This window comes from Mycetocola sp. Y791, from assembly GCF_059445325.1.
Map to the genome: position 1 here is coordinate 461,630 of NZ_JCAIUC010000001.1, position 16,153 is coordinate 477,782.

13 protein-coding genes are annotated in these 16,153 nt (G+C 64.8%); 9 read left to right on the plus strand and 4 right to left on the minus strand.

Annotated features, from left to right (window positions below; all coding sequences use genetic code 11):
• Positions 1 to 325: 325 nt before the first annotated feature.
• Positions 326 to 1,777, minus strand: a complete 1,452-nt coding sequence (locus tag AC1C2N_RS02200) for an MFS transporter (protein ID WP_495432685.1) — start codon at positions 1,775 to 1,777, stop codon at positions 326 to 328.
• A gap of 172 nt (positions 1,778 to 1,949) precedes the next feature.
• On the opposite strand from AC1C2N_RS02200, the gene AC1C2N_RS02205 reads away from it, so the two are divergent.
• The 6 genes from AC1C2N_RS02205 to AC1C2N_RS02230 all read left to right on the plus strand — a co-directional run bounded on the left by AC1C2N_RS02205 (position 1,950) and on the right by AC1C2N_RS02230 (position 9,308).
• Entirely contained in the window at positions 1,950 to 2,792 is an 843-nt protein-coding gene (locus tag AC1C2N_RS02205; RefSeq protein WP_495432687.1) for a DeoR/GlpR family DNA-binding transcription regulator, read from the plus strand.
• A gap of 224 nt (positions 2,793 to 3,016) precedes the next feature.
• Positions 3,017 to 4,354 carry a Gfo/Idh/MocA family protein gene (locus tag AC1C2N_RS02210; RefSeq protein WP_495432689.1) on the plus strand — a complete coding sequence of 446 codons (1,338 nt, stop codon included), beginning with the start codon at positions 3,017 to 3,019 and terminating at the stop codon, positions 4,352 to 4,354.
• The gene (locus AC1C2N_RS02215) at positions 4,351 to 5,652 is read left to right on the plus strand and encodes an ABC transporter substrate-binding protein (RefSeq protein WP_495432691.1); all 1,302 of its coding nucleotides are present in this window, start codon (positions 4,351 to 4,353) and stop codon (positions 5,650 to 5,652) included. Before AC1C2N_RS02210 ends, AC1C2N_RS02215 begins: the two co-directional genes overlap by 4 nt.
• 3 nt (positions 5,653 to 5,655) lie before the next feature.
• A complete protein-coding gene (locus AC1C2N_RS02220) occupies positions 5,656 to 6,630 on the plus strand; it encodes a carbohydrate ABC transporter permease (RefSeq protein WP_483405396.1) in 975 nt (324 codons plus the stop codon).
• On the plus strand, positions 6,623 to 7,510 hold the full coding sequence (locus tag AC1C2N_RS02225) for a carbohydrate ABC transporter permease (protein ID WP_495432694.1): 888 nt from the start codon (positions 6,623 to 6,625) through the stop codon (positions 7,508 to 7,510). Before AC1C2N_RS02220 ends, AC1C2N_RS02225 begins: the two co-directional genes overlap by 8 nt.
• A 64-nt stretch (positions 7,511 to 7,574) precedes the next feature.
• Positions 7,575 to 9,308 carry a DUF4832 domain-containing protein gene (locus AC1C2N_RS02230; protein WP_495432696.1) on the plus strand — a complete coding sequence of 578 codons (1,734 nt, stop codon included), beginning with the start codon at positions 7,575 to 7,577 and terminating at the stop codon, positions 9,306 to 9,308.
• Between the two features lie 112 nt (positions 9,309 to 9,420).
• Here AC1C2N_RS02230 and AC1C2N_RS02235 read toward each other — a convergent pair whose 3' ends face one another.
• Entirely contained in the window at positions 9,421 to 10,176 is a 756-nt protein-coding gene (locus tag AC1C2N_RS02235) for an SDR family NAD(P)-dependent oxidoreductase (protein ID WP_483405399.1), read from the minus strand.
• A gap of 266 nt (positions 10,177 to 10,442) precedes the next feature.
• On the opposite strand from AC1C2N_RS02235, the gene AC1C2N_RS02240 reads away from it, so the two are divergent.
• Complete coding sequence (locus tag AC1C2N_RS02240) at positions 10,443 to 11,177, plus strand: YoaK family protein (RefSeq protein ID WP_495432698.1); 735 nt, start codon at positions 10,443 to 10,445, stop codon at positions 11,175 to 11,177.
• Between the two features lie 107 nt (positions 11,178 to 11,284).
• On the opposite strand, the gene AC1C2N_RS02245 is transcribed toward AC1C2N_RS02240, so the two are convergent.
• Positions 11,285 to 11,479 carry a hypothetical protein gene (locus tag AC1C2N_RS02245; RefSeq protein WP_495432700.1) on the minus strand — a complete coding sequence of 65 codons (195 nt, stop codon included), beginning with the start codon at positions 11,477 to 11,479 and terminating at the stop codon, positions 11,285 to 11,287.
• Complete coding sequence (locus AC1C2N_RS02250) at positions 11,479 to 12,735, minus strand: hypothetical protein (RefSeq protein WP_495432702.1); 1,257 nt, start codon at positions 12,733 to 12,735, stop codon at positions 11,479 to 11,481. Before AC1C2N_RS02250 ends, AC1C2N_RS02245 begins: the two co-directional genes overlap by 1 nt.
• 844 nt (positions 12,736 to 13,579) lie before the next feature.
• Between AC1C2N_RS02250 and AC1C2N_RS02255 the strand changes: the two genes are divergently transcribed.
• Together AC1C2N_RS02255 and AC1C2N_RS02260 are read left to right on the plus strand one after the other, a co-directional pair.
• Complete coding sequence (locus AC1C2N_RS02255) at positions 13,580 to 15,331, plus strand: amidase family protein (RefSeq protein WP_495432703.1); 1,752 nt, start codon at positions 13,580 to 13,582, stop codon at positions 15,329 to 15,331.
• Positions 15,332 to 15,388: 57 nt separating this feature from the next.
• Entirely contained in the window at positions 15,389 to 16,120 is a 732-nt protein-coding gene (locus tag AC1C2N_RS02260) for a cohesin domain-containing protein (RefSeq protein ID WP_495432705.1), read from the plus strand.
• The last annotated feature ends 33 nt before the right edge of the window (positions 16,121 to 16,153 follow it).

A 16,153-nucleotide genomic window follows, 5' to 3' on the forward strand; every position in this document is an offset into this window, starting at 1 on the left:
AGGGGCGGGATGAGAGGGCGAGTTTGCGGGGCGCGGATGGTGTTGGGTGAGTGAGGGACGCGGGTGCGAGCGTGCGGATGAGGGACGGGGTGTGGAGGTTCAGCCTGCGGGTGCGGGTGCGGGTGCGGATGCCGCGCGGCGCGAGCACGCTGACGTGCGGAGGGGCGTCCCGGCGTTGAGCGCGGCACTTCCATGCTCGTGCTGCAGATACTTCTGCCGCTTGGGCATGGATGTGCAGCGCTCGGCAAAAGGCGGGACGGATGTGAGCCCGCGAGGCATGGATGTCGAGCGCTCGCGGTGGGACGGGAGGCCCGGGGCGCCGCCGCTACCGCGCGTCGGCCCCTCGCTTCGCGTCGTCCGCGTCGGCCCCTCGCTTCGCGGCGTCCGTAGCACTCGTAGCACCCGTAGCACCCGTAGCACCCGCGGCACCCGCGGCGTCCGCGGCACCCGCCCCGCCCGCACCACCCTCCGCACCCGCCGGACGCTGCGCCCTCGCCGCCGCAATCGCCGCCCGCCCCGACGGCAGCAGCACGGCAACCGCCATCACGAGGATGGTCACGATTCCGGCGATGACGAGGAGTATCTGCACGCTGATCACGTCGGCCAGCGGCCCGAACACCGTCATGCCGATCGGGGTCGCCAGCGCCATCACGATGCCGACGTAACTGAAGACCCGCCCGTGCATCTCGGGCTCCACCGTCTCCTGCACGAGAGTCATGAACGGCGCAGAGAACAGCGGAACAAGCAGCCCGAACGCAAACATGAACCCATAGAACAGCCACAGGTCGGGCGCGAGCCCAAGCGCAACGGTGAACACCGCGAAACCGAACGTCGCGAACAGGATGAGCGGCATCCGGCCGAACTTCGCCAACACGGTCGCCACCAGAACCCCGCCGAGAATCATGCCAACGCTGAACGCGATCTCGAGTACCGTCACCATCCAGACCTCGGTACCGAAGGTGCGCGCGATCAGAAGCGGCGTGATGAACGACGGCGCAACGGTCAGCAGGAAGATGATGGCGAACACACCGAGCAGCCAGCGAACCACCCGGTGCTGCCAGATGTACCGCATTCCCTCGACCAGGTCCTCGCGGTAACTGGTGGTCTTGGACGCGATCGACGCGAGCGTCGGCACCGAGACGAAGGCGAGGAAACCGACACCAATCACCGCGGTGACGACGTCGATAAAGAACACGGGCACGATGCCCCACAGCCCGAAGACAGCACCGGCGGCAGCGGGCGCGAGCAGCGCCATCGCCGACTGAATCGACCCGAACAGCCCGTTGACCCGCATCAGGTTCTCGGCCGGCACGATCTGCGGGATCATCGCCTGCACCGCTGGCGTCTGGAACCCCGCCCCGATCGATCGCGCTCCCACAGCGAGCAAAATCACCCAGAGGTCGGTAATGCCGTTAAGCATTGCGATCGCGAGCACCAGCGTCACCGCCGCGATCGTAGTGTCGGCAATGATCACGAGCACGCGCCGGTTCATCCGGTCGGCGACGACACCGCCAAAGATCGACACAACGCCCTGCGGAAGGAACGCGGCGAGGGCATAAAGCGCGATCGCAAAACCCGACTGGGTCGCGAAAGTGACGTACCACATCACCGCGTACTGCACGATCATCGACCCGAACAGCGAGATGGTCTGGCCGCTGAGAAAGAGCGCGACGTTCCTTTTCCAGTGCGGGGGCACAGCGGATGCCTCGGCACCGGTCGCGAGGATGCCGTCAGCGGATAAGTCGTCAGTAGATGATGAGGCTGGCTCAGAACTCACCGGTTAAGGCTACGGGTCGCCGCTGACATAGGCCACCCGTCCCGGCTGCCATCAAAGCCCAACTTCGCGCCACATCCCTTACCTCCTGCTCGAAATGATCGATATGGTCAGACTTGATCAATTTCAATCACGTCGTGTCGGATGTGATGACAGCGCGAGAAGGAGGGTCGCCGTGATTCAACAGGGCCGCCTCAATGTCGTACTCGAACTCGTCGGTGAACGGGGCAATGTGTCGATCGCCGAGGTCAGCCAGGCGCTCGGCGTCTCAACGGCGACCGTGCGCCGCGACCTCAACGCGCTCGCCGAGCAGGGCCTCGTGACCCGCACCCACGGCGGGGCATCCGCGCTCGGCTCGGCATACGAGCTCCCGCTGCAGTACAAGATCGCGCGCCAGGCCGAGGCCAAGGTCGCGATCGCCCGGGCCGTCGCCGACCTCATCAATCCGGGGGAGTCCGTCGGCCTGAACGGCGGCACGACGACGAGCGAGGTCGCACGGATGCTCGGACGGAGCGAGCGGCTCCGCGTCGGCCCCGACAAGGTCGGCGTCACGATCGTCACCAACGCCCTCAACATCGCCTACGAGATGTCGGTGCGCGACCACATCAAAATCGTGGTCACGGGCGGTTTCCCGCGCCGTCAGTCGTACGAGCTGGTCGGCCCGCTCGTCGGTGCTGCCCTGCGCGGCTTCAGCCTCGACACCGCAGTACTCGGCGTCGACGGGCTCAGCGCCGCATTCGGCGCGACCACCATCCACGAGGGAGAAGCGGATGCCAGCAGCGAGATCGCCGGCGTCGCCCAGCGTGTGATCGTGGCTGCGGACTCCACCAAACTCGGGCGCAGCACCTTCGCCCGCATCTGCCCGCTGAACGCGATCGACATCCTCGTCACCGATTCCGAGGTGTCGCCCGGGTTTGCCGCTGACCTCGCCGCGGCTGGCGTCGAGCTCGTCGTGGCCGCACCCGCTGAGGCGGGCGACACGGACGGACCGGGCCCGACGTCGACAGACGCGGACTGACCCGGCCGGAGCGGCGGCCCACAGCCCCGCCCCCGGCATCCGCTGAAGTCCCAGCACTGCACCGGCGCAGTGTTACGGCCAGGTAAATAAGCGAAACCGATCCTTCCCTGTCAAGGGCGAGCAGCACTAGTGTGCTGTTTTGTGATCATTTCCATATCAAACGTGACAAACTCGCGCAACATGGTGCAAGATGGCAGAAGACACAACGAAGTGGAATCCAGCAGATGAATCTCAGTTCAACTCGCGGCACCAGCGACGCCGGTGACGGGCACGGCGCAGGCAGCGGAAACGCCAGCAGCACGGGCACCGGCAACGGCAGCAACGGCAGCGCCACGGCCCCATCCCTGGCCGTCGCCGTCATCGGAACCGGCGCCCGCAGCGTGATCGCGCACCACGTCGCCGAGGCACGTCCCGGCGCACGGGTCGTCGCTGCAGTCGACACCACCGAACCCGGCCGCGACCGGGCACGAGCCCTCTTCCCCGACGCAACGGTCTACGAGTCACTCGACGAGCTCATCGCCGCCGGCGGAATCGACGCGGCGATCGTCACCACCCCCGATCACACCCACGAGAACATCGCTGTCGCCCTGCTTGAGGCCGGCATCGCCGTCTACCTCGAGAAGCCGCTCGCCATCTCCCTCGAGGGCGCCGATCGAGTGCTCGCGACAGCGGCCGAGACCGGCACCCCGCTGTACGTCGGCCACAATTTCCGACACTCCGGTGTGGTCCGCGTGATGCGCGAGATCATCGAACGCGGCGAGATCGGCGAGGTCAAGGCCGTCTGGGTCCGCCACTTCGTCGGCAACGGCGGCGATTACTACTTCAAGGACTGGCACGCCGACCGATCCAAGACTGGCACCCTGCTGCTGCAGAAGGCCAGCCACGACATCGACATCGTGCACTACCTCGCCTCCGGCTACACCCGCCGCGTCGTCGGCATGGGCGACCTCATGGTCTACGGCGACATCACCGACCGCCGGGAGCGCCCGGGTGAGGTCATGGAGGACTGGTTCTCCTACGACAACTGGCCGCCGGCCGCGCAGACCGGGCTCAACCCCGTCGTCGACGTCGAAGACGTGTCGATGATGCTGATGACCCTCGACAACGGCGTGCAGGCGAGCTACCAGCAGTGCCACTTCACCCCCGACTACTGGCGCAATTACACGGTCATCGGCACCGAGGGTCGCCTCGAGAACTTCGGCGACACCGCCGGCGGAACCGTCAAGGTCTGGAACCGCCGCCACGAGTGGCAGGAATCGGGAGACGCCGAGTACCCGATCGAGGGCGTCGCGAGCGGGCACGCGGATGCCGATTTGCTCACGATGACGGAATTCCTGGCCCACGTGCTCGACGGCGCCCCCACTATCGTGTCGCCCATCGCCGCACGGGAAGCCGTCGCCGCCGGGTCGCTCGCCGCGGCATCCCTCCGTGCCGGTTCCACTCCCATGACCGTCCCGGACCTGGCGCCGGCGGTTCTCTCCCACTTCACCTCCCGTACTGCCCCCTTGCACCACCCGACAATCACAACAGACGCGCTACCCAGTGAAAGGACCCCCTCATGACCTCGTCCACCCCCTCCGCCCGGCGGTTGACCGCCGGAGTGGCCGCAGCCATGGGCCTCATGCTCGCGGTCAGCGGCTGCAGCTCGGATGCCGGAACCAGCGACAGCGGCGAATACGGCGCCCCCGATAAAGACCTGAAGGCATCCATCACCTACGGGCTGTGGGACAAGAACCAGGTTTCCGCGATCGAAGAGAACATCGACGCGTTCAACGAGCTCTACCCGAACATCGAAGTGAACGTCAACGTGACTCCGTACTCGGAGTACTGGACCAAGCTGCAGACGCAGGGTTCGAGCAAGACACTTCCCGACGTGTTCTGGATGAACGGCCCGAACATCGGCCTGTACGCCTCCAACGGCCTGCTCGAGCCGATCGCCGACGCTGTTGACGCCGGCGACATCGAGCTGTCGAACTACCCGGAGTCGCTCGTCGACCTCTACAACGTCGGTGACGAGCAGTACGGCGTTCCGAAGGACTTCGACACGATCGGCGTCTGGACCAACAAGGCACTGTTCGAACAGGCCGGGGTCGAACTGCCGAGCGAGGACTGGACCTGGGACGACTTCCAGACCGCGGCCACCGACATCTCCACCGCACTCGCGGGTGAGGGAATCTACGGCGGCGCCGGCGGCATGGACGGCCAGACCACCTACTACAACACGATCTTCCAGGCCGGCGGCTCGGTCATCGACGGCGACACCTCCGGGTACGCCTCGGAAGGATCGCAGGCCGGCATCCAGTTCTGGAGCGACCTCATCGCGAGCGGCGGGTCACCGTCCATCCAGCAGCTGACCGACACCACGGCAGACCAGTGGTTCACCTCCGGCAAGCTCGCCATGTACTGGGGCGGCAGCTGGTTCCGCTCGGCACTGACCGACCTCCCGTTCGCCGGTGACATCACGGCTCTTCCGCTGCCCACGGGCGAGGAGCAGGCCACCGTCATCCACGGTGTCTCGAACGTCGTCGCCGCTGACTCCAAGAACAAGCAGGCCGCCCAGGCGTTCCAGGTCTTCCTCGCCAGCGAAGAAGCCCAGCAGCAGCAGGGTGACGCCGGCGCGATGATCCCGGCATTCACCGGAACACAGGATGCCTTCACCCAGTCGATGCCTGACGCCAACCTGCAGATCTTCCTCGACGCTGTCGAGTACTCGAAGCCCCTCCCGGTGAGCAACAACTCTGCCGTCTGGAACGCATTCGAGACCGAACTGCTGCCGCAGGCGTTCTCGGGTGAGCGCCCGACCGCTGAGGTCACCGCGGAACTCGCCGAGCAGATGGACGCGGCTCTCGCCGAGGAGTAACCAGTGACAACCGAAACGCACACTCCCGGCTCGCCCGCCCCGACCCGCACGGGTCGGGCGGCGCGAGCCGGGAGCGGCGCCCCGCCCCAGACACCGCGGCGTCGCTTCGCCGGTGACGGTATCTGGCCGTGGCTCTTCCTCGCCCCACTGGTCGGCGGGATCTCGGTGTTCTACTTCTGGCCGATCCTCCAGACCGCGTTCTACTCGCTTACGGACTGGGGAGCATTCGGCGGGTGGGACTTCGCCGGATTCGAGAACTACGTCGCCCTGTTCGCCGACCCGGCGCTCTACCTCTCCTTCGGCAACACCCTGCTCTACACGGCAATCGTGCTGCTCGGCATCCCGATCGCCGTCTTCCTCGCCAGCCTGCTGAACCTGCCTGGCCTCCGCTTCGCGTCGCTCTACCGGGTGCTGTTCTTCCTCCCGTACGTGGCGATGCCGACGGCGGTAGCCATGGTCTGGCGCATTATTTTCAACGGCGACTTCGGACTCTTGAACTATGGGCTCGGTTTTCTCGGCATCGACGGACCGTACTGGATCAGCACCCCCGGTGCCGCAACAGTCGCCGTCGCGATCGTCGGCCTCTGGTCGTCGCTCGGGTTCGCGATGATCGTGCTCGCCGCCGGACTCAAGAGCATCCCGCCCGAAATGTATGAGGCATCCGAACTCGACGGAGCAACCCGGTGGCGGCAGTTCCGTTCGATCACCGTTCCGCTGCTCACGCCGAGCATCTTCTTCATCTCGATCGTCACGATCATCTCGAGCTTCCAGGTCTTCGACCTGCTCTACGCCATCCTCGGCAGCTCCAACCCGGTGCTGCCCAAGAGCATGTCGCTCGTCTACTTCTTCTATCGCGAGGGTTTCGTGAACAACGACAAGGGTTACGCGGCGGCGATCGCCATGGTGATCTTCGTCATCATCGGAATCGTGACCGCGATCCAGTTCCGCTTGCAGAAACGGTGGGTCCAGGTTGACTGAGGCAGTGGCATCCGTTCGGGTTCCTCCCGCAGCGAGGAAACCGACCCCGCGTCGCCGAGCCCCGCGTCGCGGCGGGTCGCACGTGTTCGCGCACATCATCCTCGGCGGAGGCGGGCTGCTAATGGCCTTCCCGTTCGTCTGGCAGATCATCATGTCGCTGTCGACGAACGCAGAGGTGCAGAGCGTCACGCCCGTGTTCTGGCCGGCCGAACTGCAGTGGCAGAACTACGCCGCCGTGTTCACCCGCCTGCCGTTCCTGGAACAGCTGACGACGTCGGTGGTGATCACGGTGATCCGCACGGTCGCCCAGATCCTGTTCTGCACCCTCGCCGGGTATGCGTTCGCACGCATGCGGTTCCGGGGCAGGGGCATCCTGCTCGCGCTCGTGCTCTCCATCCTGATGGTGCCGTCGCAGGTGTACCTGCTGTCGCAGTACCAGATCGTGCAGAACCTCGGCCTGCTCAACACGCTCGGCGGCCTGGTGCTGCCCGGCCTGTTCAGCGCGTTCGGCACCTTCCTGATGCGAACGGCGTTCCTCGCGATGCCGGTCGAGCTCGAAGAAGCGGCCCGCCTCGACGGTGCGAACCCGTTCCAGGTCTTCTGGAAGGTCATGCTTCCGCTGGCCGGCCCGACGATCAGCGTGCTCGCGATCACCACAGTGCTGTGGTCGTGGAACGAGCTGCTCTGGCCGCTCGTTGTCACCACATTCAGCGATCGGATGCCGTTATCGGCGGGGCTCGCAACGCTCATTGGTGACCGCACCACCGACTACCCGGTTGTGATGGCGGCGAGCCTGCTCGCCATGGCACCCGTGTTGATCATGTTCGTTGTTTTGCAACGTCGGGTCATCGACGGCCTCGCTTCCAGCGGGCTGAAGTAACCGGCATCCAGTACGCAATTTTCCGTTTCACACAAAGCATCATCCGACTCAAAGGAGATCCACCGTGCACCAAAGGAAACACCACAAGAAATTCGTACCGATCGGAATCGCACTGGCGGGGATTGCGGCGTTGGCCATCCCGTCCGCCGCGATCGCCGCGCCGGGGGACGTCACCGTCAGCTACACGGCAAGCGATGAGGTCATTGCCAACCCCGAGCGCGGGTTCTACCACCACACCGAAACGCACTACCGCGCCGACGGCTCCGGCTATGTGCCGCTCGACGCCTCGACCATCGGGGCGTTCCGCGAGGAGGGCATCACCCAGATCCTCCGAGTGTTCTACCTGGAGAAGTTCGTCAACACCCCGACGCTCGATCCCGAATTCCTCGCCCTCGTGCAGGCCGACTACGACACCGCGCGTGAGGCTGGCATCTCCGTCATCACCCGGTTCGCCTACGTGCAGGGCGGTGCCTGGCCATACGAGCCGCCGCACGGTGACGCACCGCTCGACATCGTTCTCGCGCACATCGAGCAGCTCACCCCGATTCTGCGGGCGAACGCGGATGTCATTCCCGTCGTTCAGAACGGACTGATCGGCCTCTGGGGCGAGGGTTACTACACCGACCACTTCGTCGCAGACCCAGCCAACCCCGGGGTTGTCACGGAGCAGGACTGGGCCAACCGGTCAGCGGTGACCAATGCGCTGCTCGAGGCACTTCCCGAAGACCGTTCGGTTCAGGTGCGCACGATGCTCTCGAAGCAGGAACTCTTCGACGTGCCCACCGGCGCAGCGGGCGCAATCACCCCCGCCCAGGCACACGACGGCAGCGATATCTCCCGCGTCGGTCACCACAATGACTGCTTCCTCGCGGCGCCCGATGACTGGGGAACGTTCCTGTCCGACCCGATCGAACTCGACCAGGAGTACCTCGAGGCGGACAGCAAGTACGTGCCCATCGGTGGTGAGACCTGCAACGTCAACCCGCCGCGCTCCGAGTGGGAAAGCGCGTCCGCAGAGATGGCGCGCTACAACTACAGCTACCTCAACCGTGACTACAACCAGGCGGTCCTCAACACCTGGGGTGCCGAGGGCATCGAAGAGACAGCGCAGCGACTGGGCTACCGCTTCGTGATGACCGAGAGCACTGTCTCGGCGGATGCCGACGGCGCGACACAGCTCACCCTCGGGGTGCGTAATGACGGTTGGGCAGCTCCGTACAACCCAAGGACCGCCGTTCTGGTGCTCGAGGGTGACGCTGGCAGCTTCGAAGTGCCGTTCACCGACAACGACGATGCGCGCATGTGGATGCCGGGTACGACCACAACGCTCACCGCATCGTTCGCGGGTGTCCCCGACGGGGAGTACCAGGCGTACCTCGCTCTTCCAGCGGGAGATGCCGGCACGAGTGTGGACGCCCCCCTGGCCGGTCAGGCCGTGAGCGACGACCCGCGGTTCGCCATTCAGGCCGCGAACGTCGGCACCTGGGATGCAACCACCGGTCTCAACGCGCTCGGCCAGACGGTGACGATCGGCGCCGCGGCTCCGGTCATCCCACCGGCTCCCGTGGACCCCGCGGATCCCGCACCTGAAGTGCCGGCCCCGGCCGCCCCGGGCGCTGCTCCTGGCGCCGTCGCTCCGGTAGAGCCCGGTGATGAAACGACGGATGCCCGCGACCGGCTCGTGAACACCGGTACCGAGAACAGCCCGCTTGGTCTCGCTGTCGCTGCGGCGGTTGCGATGCTAATCGGCACCGGTGCGCTCGTCGCGCTCCGTCGTCGACAGAGCCAGCTCAGCTAGGCTGACGCTCGCCGAAACGCCGAACGGGCACCGGATGTCATCATCCGGTGCCCGTTCGCGTGTCTCATGCCAGGTCAGCGGTCCGTGACCGGTCCGCTGATCGATGAGACGTTTAGACGGTGGTGTAGCCGCCGTCGACCAGCACGTACGCGCCGGTCATGAAGCTTGCCTTGTCTGAGAGCAGGAACGCTGCGACGTTGGCGATTTCCTCGGGACGGCCGAGGCGTCCGAGCGGGTGCTTGCCCTTGAGGCCCTCGAGCATCTCAGCGGGAGCGGCTTCGAGCAGCGGGGTGTCGATGTAGCCGGGGCCGACGGCGTTGATGCGCAGGCCCTGTGCTCCGTACTCCGCAGCGGCGTTCTTGGTGAGGCCGACGACCGCGTGCTTTGACGCGGTGTACGCCGACGAGCCGAGGGCTGCGACCGTGCCGTGGATCGAGGCCATGTTGACGATGCCGCCTTCGGCCGCACCGGACTCGAGGATGGCGGGGATCTGGTACCGCATACCGAACAACACACCGTTGAGGTTGATGCCGATGACGCGTTCCCAGTTCTCGAGGTCGGTGTCACCGGTCAGGGCGGGGGCGCCACCGATGCCGGCGTTGTTCACCGCGTAGTTGAGGGCGCCGAAGGTCTCGACGGCGAAGTCGACGGCCTTTTTGCTGTCTTCAGCGATCATGGTGTTCGACTGGAACGGAACAGCGGTTCCGCCAGCGGCGGTGATCTCGTCGGCGACGCGGGTCGCGCTCTCGAGGTTGATGTCAGCGACGACGACCTTGGCGCCGTTGCTGGCGAGTTCCTTGCTGATCGCTTCGCCGATGCCTGAGCCGCCACCGGTGACGAGTGCGGTCTTTCCTTCAAAGTTGCCCATTGTGTTTCCTTGCTCGGGACGGAGTCCCGCGTTTCTGGATAGGGGCGGTTCTTCCGAACCGTCTAGAGGCATAACGGCCTCCGAGCCCAGCCTATTTCATCACTCTGCATAGACCTCTCAACAAAAAGTGAGCATACCTTCCATCCGGGCGACCTGGTGCGGCGGCAGGCAGCTGGCCCCGTGTCATCCGCCTCTGGCCGATCACCGGCAACGGCACTGTCATGGTGCCGACGCCGAGTGCGTCGCCACACCACCAGGAGGCGACAATGACGAACTCCCCAGCCAGCACCCCAGCGGCACAGTCGGCGACCGCTGCCCGCGACACCGGGCTGGTGGCCGCGCTTCTCGTCCTGTCGATATCCACCGGCATCCTCGATGGCGTGAGCTATCAGGCGCTCGATCAGGTCTTCACCGGCAACATGACGGGCAACGTGCTGTTTCTCGGATTCGCACTCGGTGGGCAGCAGGAACTCCCCGTCGTCAATCTGCTCGTCGCCCTCGGAGTCTTCTTCCTCGGTGCGGTCACCGCAGCCCGGGTCCTTCGGATCAGGCCGACACACGATCGGGTCCCGCTCGCGACGACCGCGACCCTCGCGTGTGGCACCGTCGTGACCTTGGGCGTCGGTGTCGGGTGGGCGGTGATCGGGCCGCCGAACGACACCGCGATCGTCGTGATCACGGGGGTGCTCGCCTTCGCCCTCGGCGCCCAGGCCTCGGCCCTCAAGCCGGTGGGCATCAGAGACATCAGCACTGTAGTCGTCACCATGACCATGGTGAACCTGGCCCACGACGGCTGGCTCTCCGGCAAGCACGACCCGCACTGGCTGCGCAAGCTTCTCGCGATTCTCGCTATGGGGCTCGGCGCCTTCCTCGGTTCGGCGCTCTACTTCTCCTTCGGCGCCCCGGTCGCGACGTGCGCCGGCGCCGTCGTGATGGGGTGCGGAGCCGTGGTGCTCAGGGTGGTGTCGAACCGGGTGACGGCATCCGGAGCACGGTTGTAACGCCGTCGCCCGATTGGGCCAGCCCTCGAAACCCGGCGTTACACCCCCGCTGAGCCGCCTCACTTCGAACCATGGAATCTGAAGGCCAGGTCGCCGGTCAGTGTCTTTTATTGCCGTGACGGCTTCACCGGCCTGGGAGAATCGGCTGAGCGAGTGAGTAGTAGACGCTCGATGAGTTCTAGATCATCGTTCGAGTCGCTGCCGTAGCCGATGGAGCCTTCAGCGTCTCGCAAGACGGTTCCGGCGCCCCACGCCGCAGTCGTTGCTGAGACCTGACCGTACTCATAAACGCGACCAGCCATTACGACCTCCGATGAGTTGAGTCTACCCGTGACCTCCGTCGGATGAAGCTGACCTCGACACTGAGTCTGACAAGCCAACAAATGACGCTCAAAACCGTGGTTGCGATACTCGCCCACAGTAATGCGTGCCAAATCTCGTTCTCCAAGGAATCGACGGTGCTTGAGCCGATCGCGAGCACGAAGGCCGAGAGGCTGATCATCGTAACGAGCAACGCCACGAACCGGCTCGCCAAGCTTGGGTGCCGACTACTTTTTTCAGATTCTAATCCCATGAACGCGGAGATTGCGATGGGAAGTGTGAGAAGAGCCGGGATCAGGCTGCTGATCCGGTCGGTACTCCTGCTCCCTCCATCGACTACGTTCATGAGGAAGAGAAGCGTGATCAGAACCGAGGAAACCACGGCTGCAATGGTGATCCCTGAGAAAGAGGTCGGCCCTCGTTCGAAGAAGCGAGCCCCGTAGTATGCGCCCTCTTTCCCCCTCATACCGTTGATATAAAGGTGCGAGCGCCTCTGGCCGAAACGAGGCTGCGACTCCAGATTTCCAATACTGAGACGTTCCCCGGGTTCCAGCGTGGGCGGCACGAATTTCTCTTCCGCGAAGAATGTCCCCTCGCGGCCCTCTACCTCTAGATGGTAACTCGGCGTCCGATACGCCGCCGTCAAAGGAAAATAGACGCGGTTCAGCCGCACCCCAAGCCCGAGTCGTAGAGCATCCAGCCAAGAAGGATTCCGCGTGGGAGGAAGAGGGGAGGGCGGCTCCTCAACGGGCGCAATAAACCGACGTTCGAGCGTGTATCGCAACGTCGAGGGCCATCGCGTGGAGCGAACGGCGTCGGACGGCACGGCAATGGAGATAGGTCTGTGCATTGTTAGCACATCTATCAAACGGGTAACAGTCTGAATCACACTTCTCGATTGTTCGCCGTCGGCGAGACTGTTCAGTCGCGAATTGAGGATCTTAACCGCCGCGGGGGAGATATTGGATTTCGCGATCACACCCCAAACCGCGAGCTCCAGCTCGCGGTCGTTAGCGAGGTAACGGTCCAGGGCGTCAGCAGCGCTGATAGAGATTAGCAACCGGATCACTGCTGCAGAGAAAACGTTGTGCGTGGACGAATCTAAAGTTGAGATTCGCTTCCCTGTGACATCCGTTACGCGAATTCCGTCTTGAAGCGAATCCTTCCTTGGCAGAAACAGAGGGACAACGTAGTCGTAGCGCTCTGTGGGTTGGTTGGCTGCCTCGCTGGTGCCCAAAGTAGAAGGTTTTGTCAGGGCCAACGTGAAGGTTGAGCGCACGAGGGTTGAACGATGGTACGACTCGATGTGCTCGGTTATACGGCTGAAGTAGCTGGAAGGGCGGAGAATGCACCCGACAAAAGACAGCACCTGCGCGCTGGAAAGAGCGAAATCTCCAGACGACGAAACGATCGCCTCGACCTCATCGGCTGAAATCTCCGTGTGGCCGTTCGAAGAGTCGGCTTCAGGGAACGGCGAGGGTCCCGTGTGCGCGCGGTGAGAGACCGAGAGGTATTCTGCAGCGCAGAGCACGGATGTCCCTAGCAAGAGGGTGATGACCGCAGGGCGTCCTTCAAGGTGAGGTAACCATCCCAAGATCCACATAGCGAACGCGAGAGCCGCTGCGATGGCACTAGAGCCCAACAGTGTAAGTCGTAGGCGCATCGGGTCCGGCCTGGCCGGAGCGAGAGCTGATGCCATCTACTTCTCGCAACCATTCATCGCACTGGACGCTGTACTCCTTGCGCAGCAGGGGGCAGGAGGAGTACTACGACGCACTATGGGCACGTGGCGACGATATCCGAAGTGGGCCGAGAGAGCTTCCTCCAGTTCGAGGGGAGGATGATGCGAGAGGTTGACAGCGAATTTTCGGAACTCTCCGGAGCGTCGCCCGTTGGGTATGCCAGCCCTCGAAACCCCGGCGTTACACCCCCGCAACACGGGGCTGTGAGCATCGGAATCACGTCGCAGAATGCGTCGTCACGCCGCGCTTGCGCGTCGATTCCTTGCCTGCCCCGAGAGGAACACCTTGAGCCAGCCACCACGGCACCGATTCCGAAAATTCGTTCTACTGCCGGGAGCGATGGTCGCAGTCGCGGCCACGAGCCTCGGCGGCCTCACCGTCGCCACCGCGGCACCGTCAGACACCACGGGACTGAACTTTCTCGCTCCCTTATATATAGAGGCAGATCTCACCGGAGACGACGCTGTCGATGAGGTCGATATCGCCAAGCTCATGGCGGCGCTCGGCAGCACGAGTGCAGACCCGTCCTGGGCGGGCGTGAGTGTCGCCGACTTCGACGGCAACGGAACGATCACCGTCACCGATGTCGCGCAGCTGAGCCAGCGTGCGCTCTACGACGACGGTCCGTTCTCCGCGGTCGAGGCGAGCACGATCGATGCGCAGAAGGCGATGAACGCCGGCGTGATCACCGCCGTGTCCCTGACGAAGATGTACCTCGACCGGATTGCCGCATACGACGACCAGGGCGAGAAACTCAACTCGATCATCTCGGTCAACGAGCACGCGCTGGAGATTGCCGCCCAGCTGGATGCGGAACGTGCCGCGGGCGGTCCCCGCAGCATGCTCCACGGCATCCCGGTAATCGCAAAAGACAACTACAACACTGTCGACATGCCGACGACCGCTGGTTGCACCTGCCTGAAGAACAACCAGACGGATGCCGACAGCCAGATGGTCGAACAGATGCGCGCTGACGGGGCGGTCATTTTGGCGAAGGCCAACCTCGATGAGTTCGCGTTCAACCTGACCACCGACAGTTCGCTCGGTGGACCGACCATGAGCCCATACGTCCGCAACCAGAACGCGGGCGGATCCAGCGGAGGAACGGGCGCATCCATCGCCGCCAACCTCGGCATCATCGGACTCGGCACAGACACCGGCGGATCGATACGCGTGCCGTCGTCGTTCAACCAGCTGGTTGGCGTTCGGCCGACGGTTGGCCTCGCCAGCCGTGACGGCATCATCCCGCTCGCGCTGTCGCAGGACACCGGTGGCCCGATGACCCGCACGGTCGCCGACGCGGCGATTGCGCTCGACTCGGTCGTCGGGTTCGACTCCGAAGACCCGATTACCGCAGAATCCAACGGCAACATCCCGGGCACGTACACCTCGAGCCTCGACGACTCGAGCCTCGAGGGTGCGCGGATCGGCTATGTTCCGTCGATCGTCGGCTCGAACCCCGCGGTGGTGCGCCTGTTCAACCAGGCGAAGGCCGACCTCGAGGCGCAGGGCGCGACCCTCGTTGAGATGGTGATCCCCAACCTCTCGACCGTTCAGAACTACTCGAGCGGAAGCACCAACGAGTTCAAGCACGACCTCAACGAGTACCTCGCCAAGTTCGTCACCGACCCCGACGTGCCGTACGAGACGCTCAGCGAGATCATCGCCGCCAACGACTACCAGTACCCGTCGCGCACCAACACGTACAACGCCAGGGAGCGGGTGACCGAGGAGCAGTACCAGGCCTGGATCACGCAGCACAACGCTGAAATCGCCAATGGTGAGTCGATCCTCACCGGTGCCATGAACACGTACAACGTGTCGGCGATGATCTACCCGACGACGACGGGCCAGTACAACGCCGGCGCCAACAACCGCCTCAGCCCGTATGGCGGGATGCCGGCGGTCACCGTTCCGATGGGAATGTCGTCGACCGCGATCGACGGTAGCGCGATCGACGGAGCGCCATCGAACATCGAGTTCCTCGGCCGGTCATACGCCGAGCCGACGCTGCTCGGGTTCGCGTACGACTACGAGCAGGCCACGAAGCACCGCACCTCGCCGTCCCTCTTCCCGGAACTGGTGGGTTGAGCCATGGCGACGATACGGCGAGTGCAACAGCAGACAGAACTGAAAGGTAACGAGTCCATGTCATCAGCGGGGAGCATCCGTCGACGAGCAACATTCGCGGGCCCGGTATTCGCCGCGATGGTTGGCGGCCTGGTGCTGGCCGCACCGCTGTCGGCAACGGCGGCTCCGAGCGTCGCGACCTTTGCGGTTGCGGTGTCGGATGCCACGGTGCAGGTCGGCGAGACTGTCGACGTCACGGTCTCGGTCACGGGTGCGGTCGACGTGTACGCGTACGAGCTCGCGCTGGGCTTCGACCCGGACGTGCTCGAGTATGTGGACGGCAGTGCGCAGACCCCGGTGTCGGGAGTCGGGGCCGCGACCGTGGAGGGCAGTGAGCTGCAGTATGTGCACACCAAGCTCGGTACCTCTCCCAGTGCGACCGGTGACCTGACGCTCGCGACCCTGTCGTTCGAGGCGACCGGCGCGGGTGATGTGACGCTCGCGCTCGACGCAGAGCTGGTGGGGGCGGATGCGGTGTCGCTGGTCGTCGCGGATGCCGCCTCGGCCGACGTCGAGGTGCTGGCTCCGCCCGCGCCGGTGACGTCGCCGTCGGCCGCTCCGGCGGCTCCGGCGACGCCCGGTGGATCAGCGGGGGAGGACGCCGACCCGGTGTCGGGATCCGAGCGCGACAAACTGTCGGATACCGGCGCGGATCTGGCGGCGTGGCCGTTCGTTGGCGCCGGGGCAGCGCTGCTTCTCGGAGCGCTGCTTGCGTTCGGGGTGCGGCGGAAGCGGGCCAGCACGGCCTGATAAGGACCCTTCCTTAATAGAGGAGGCACAAGT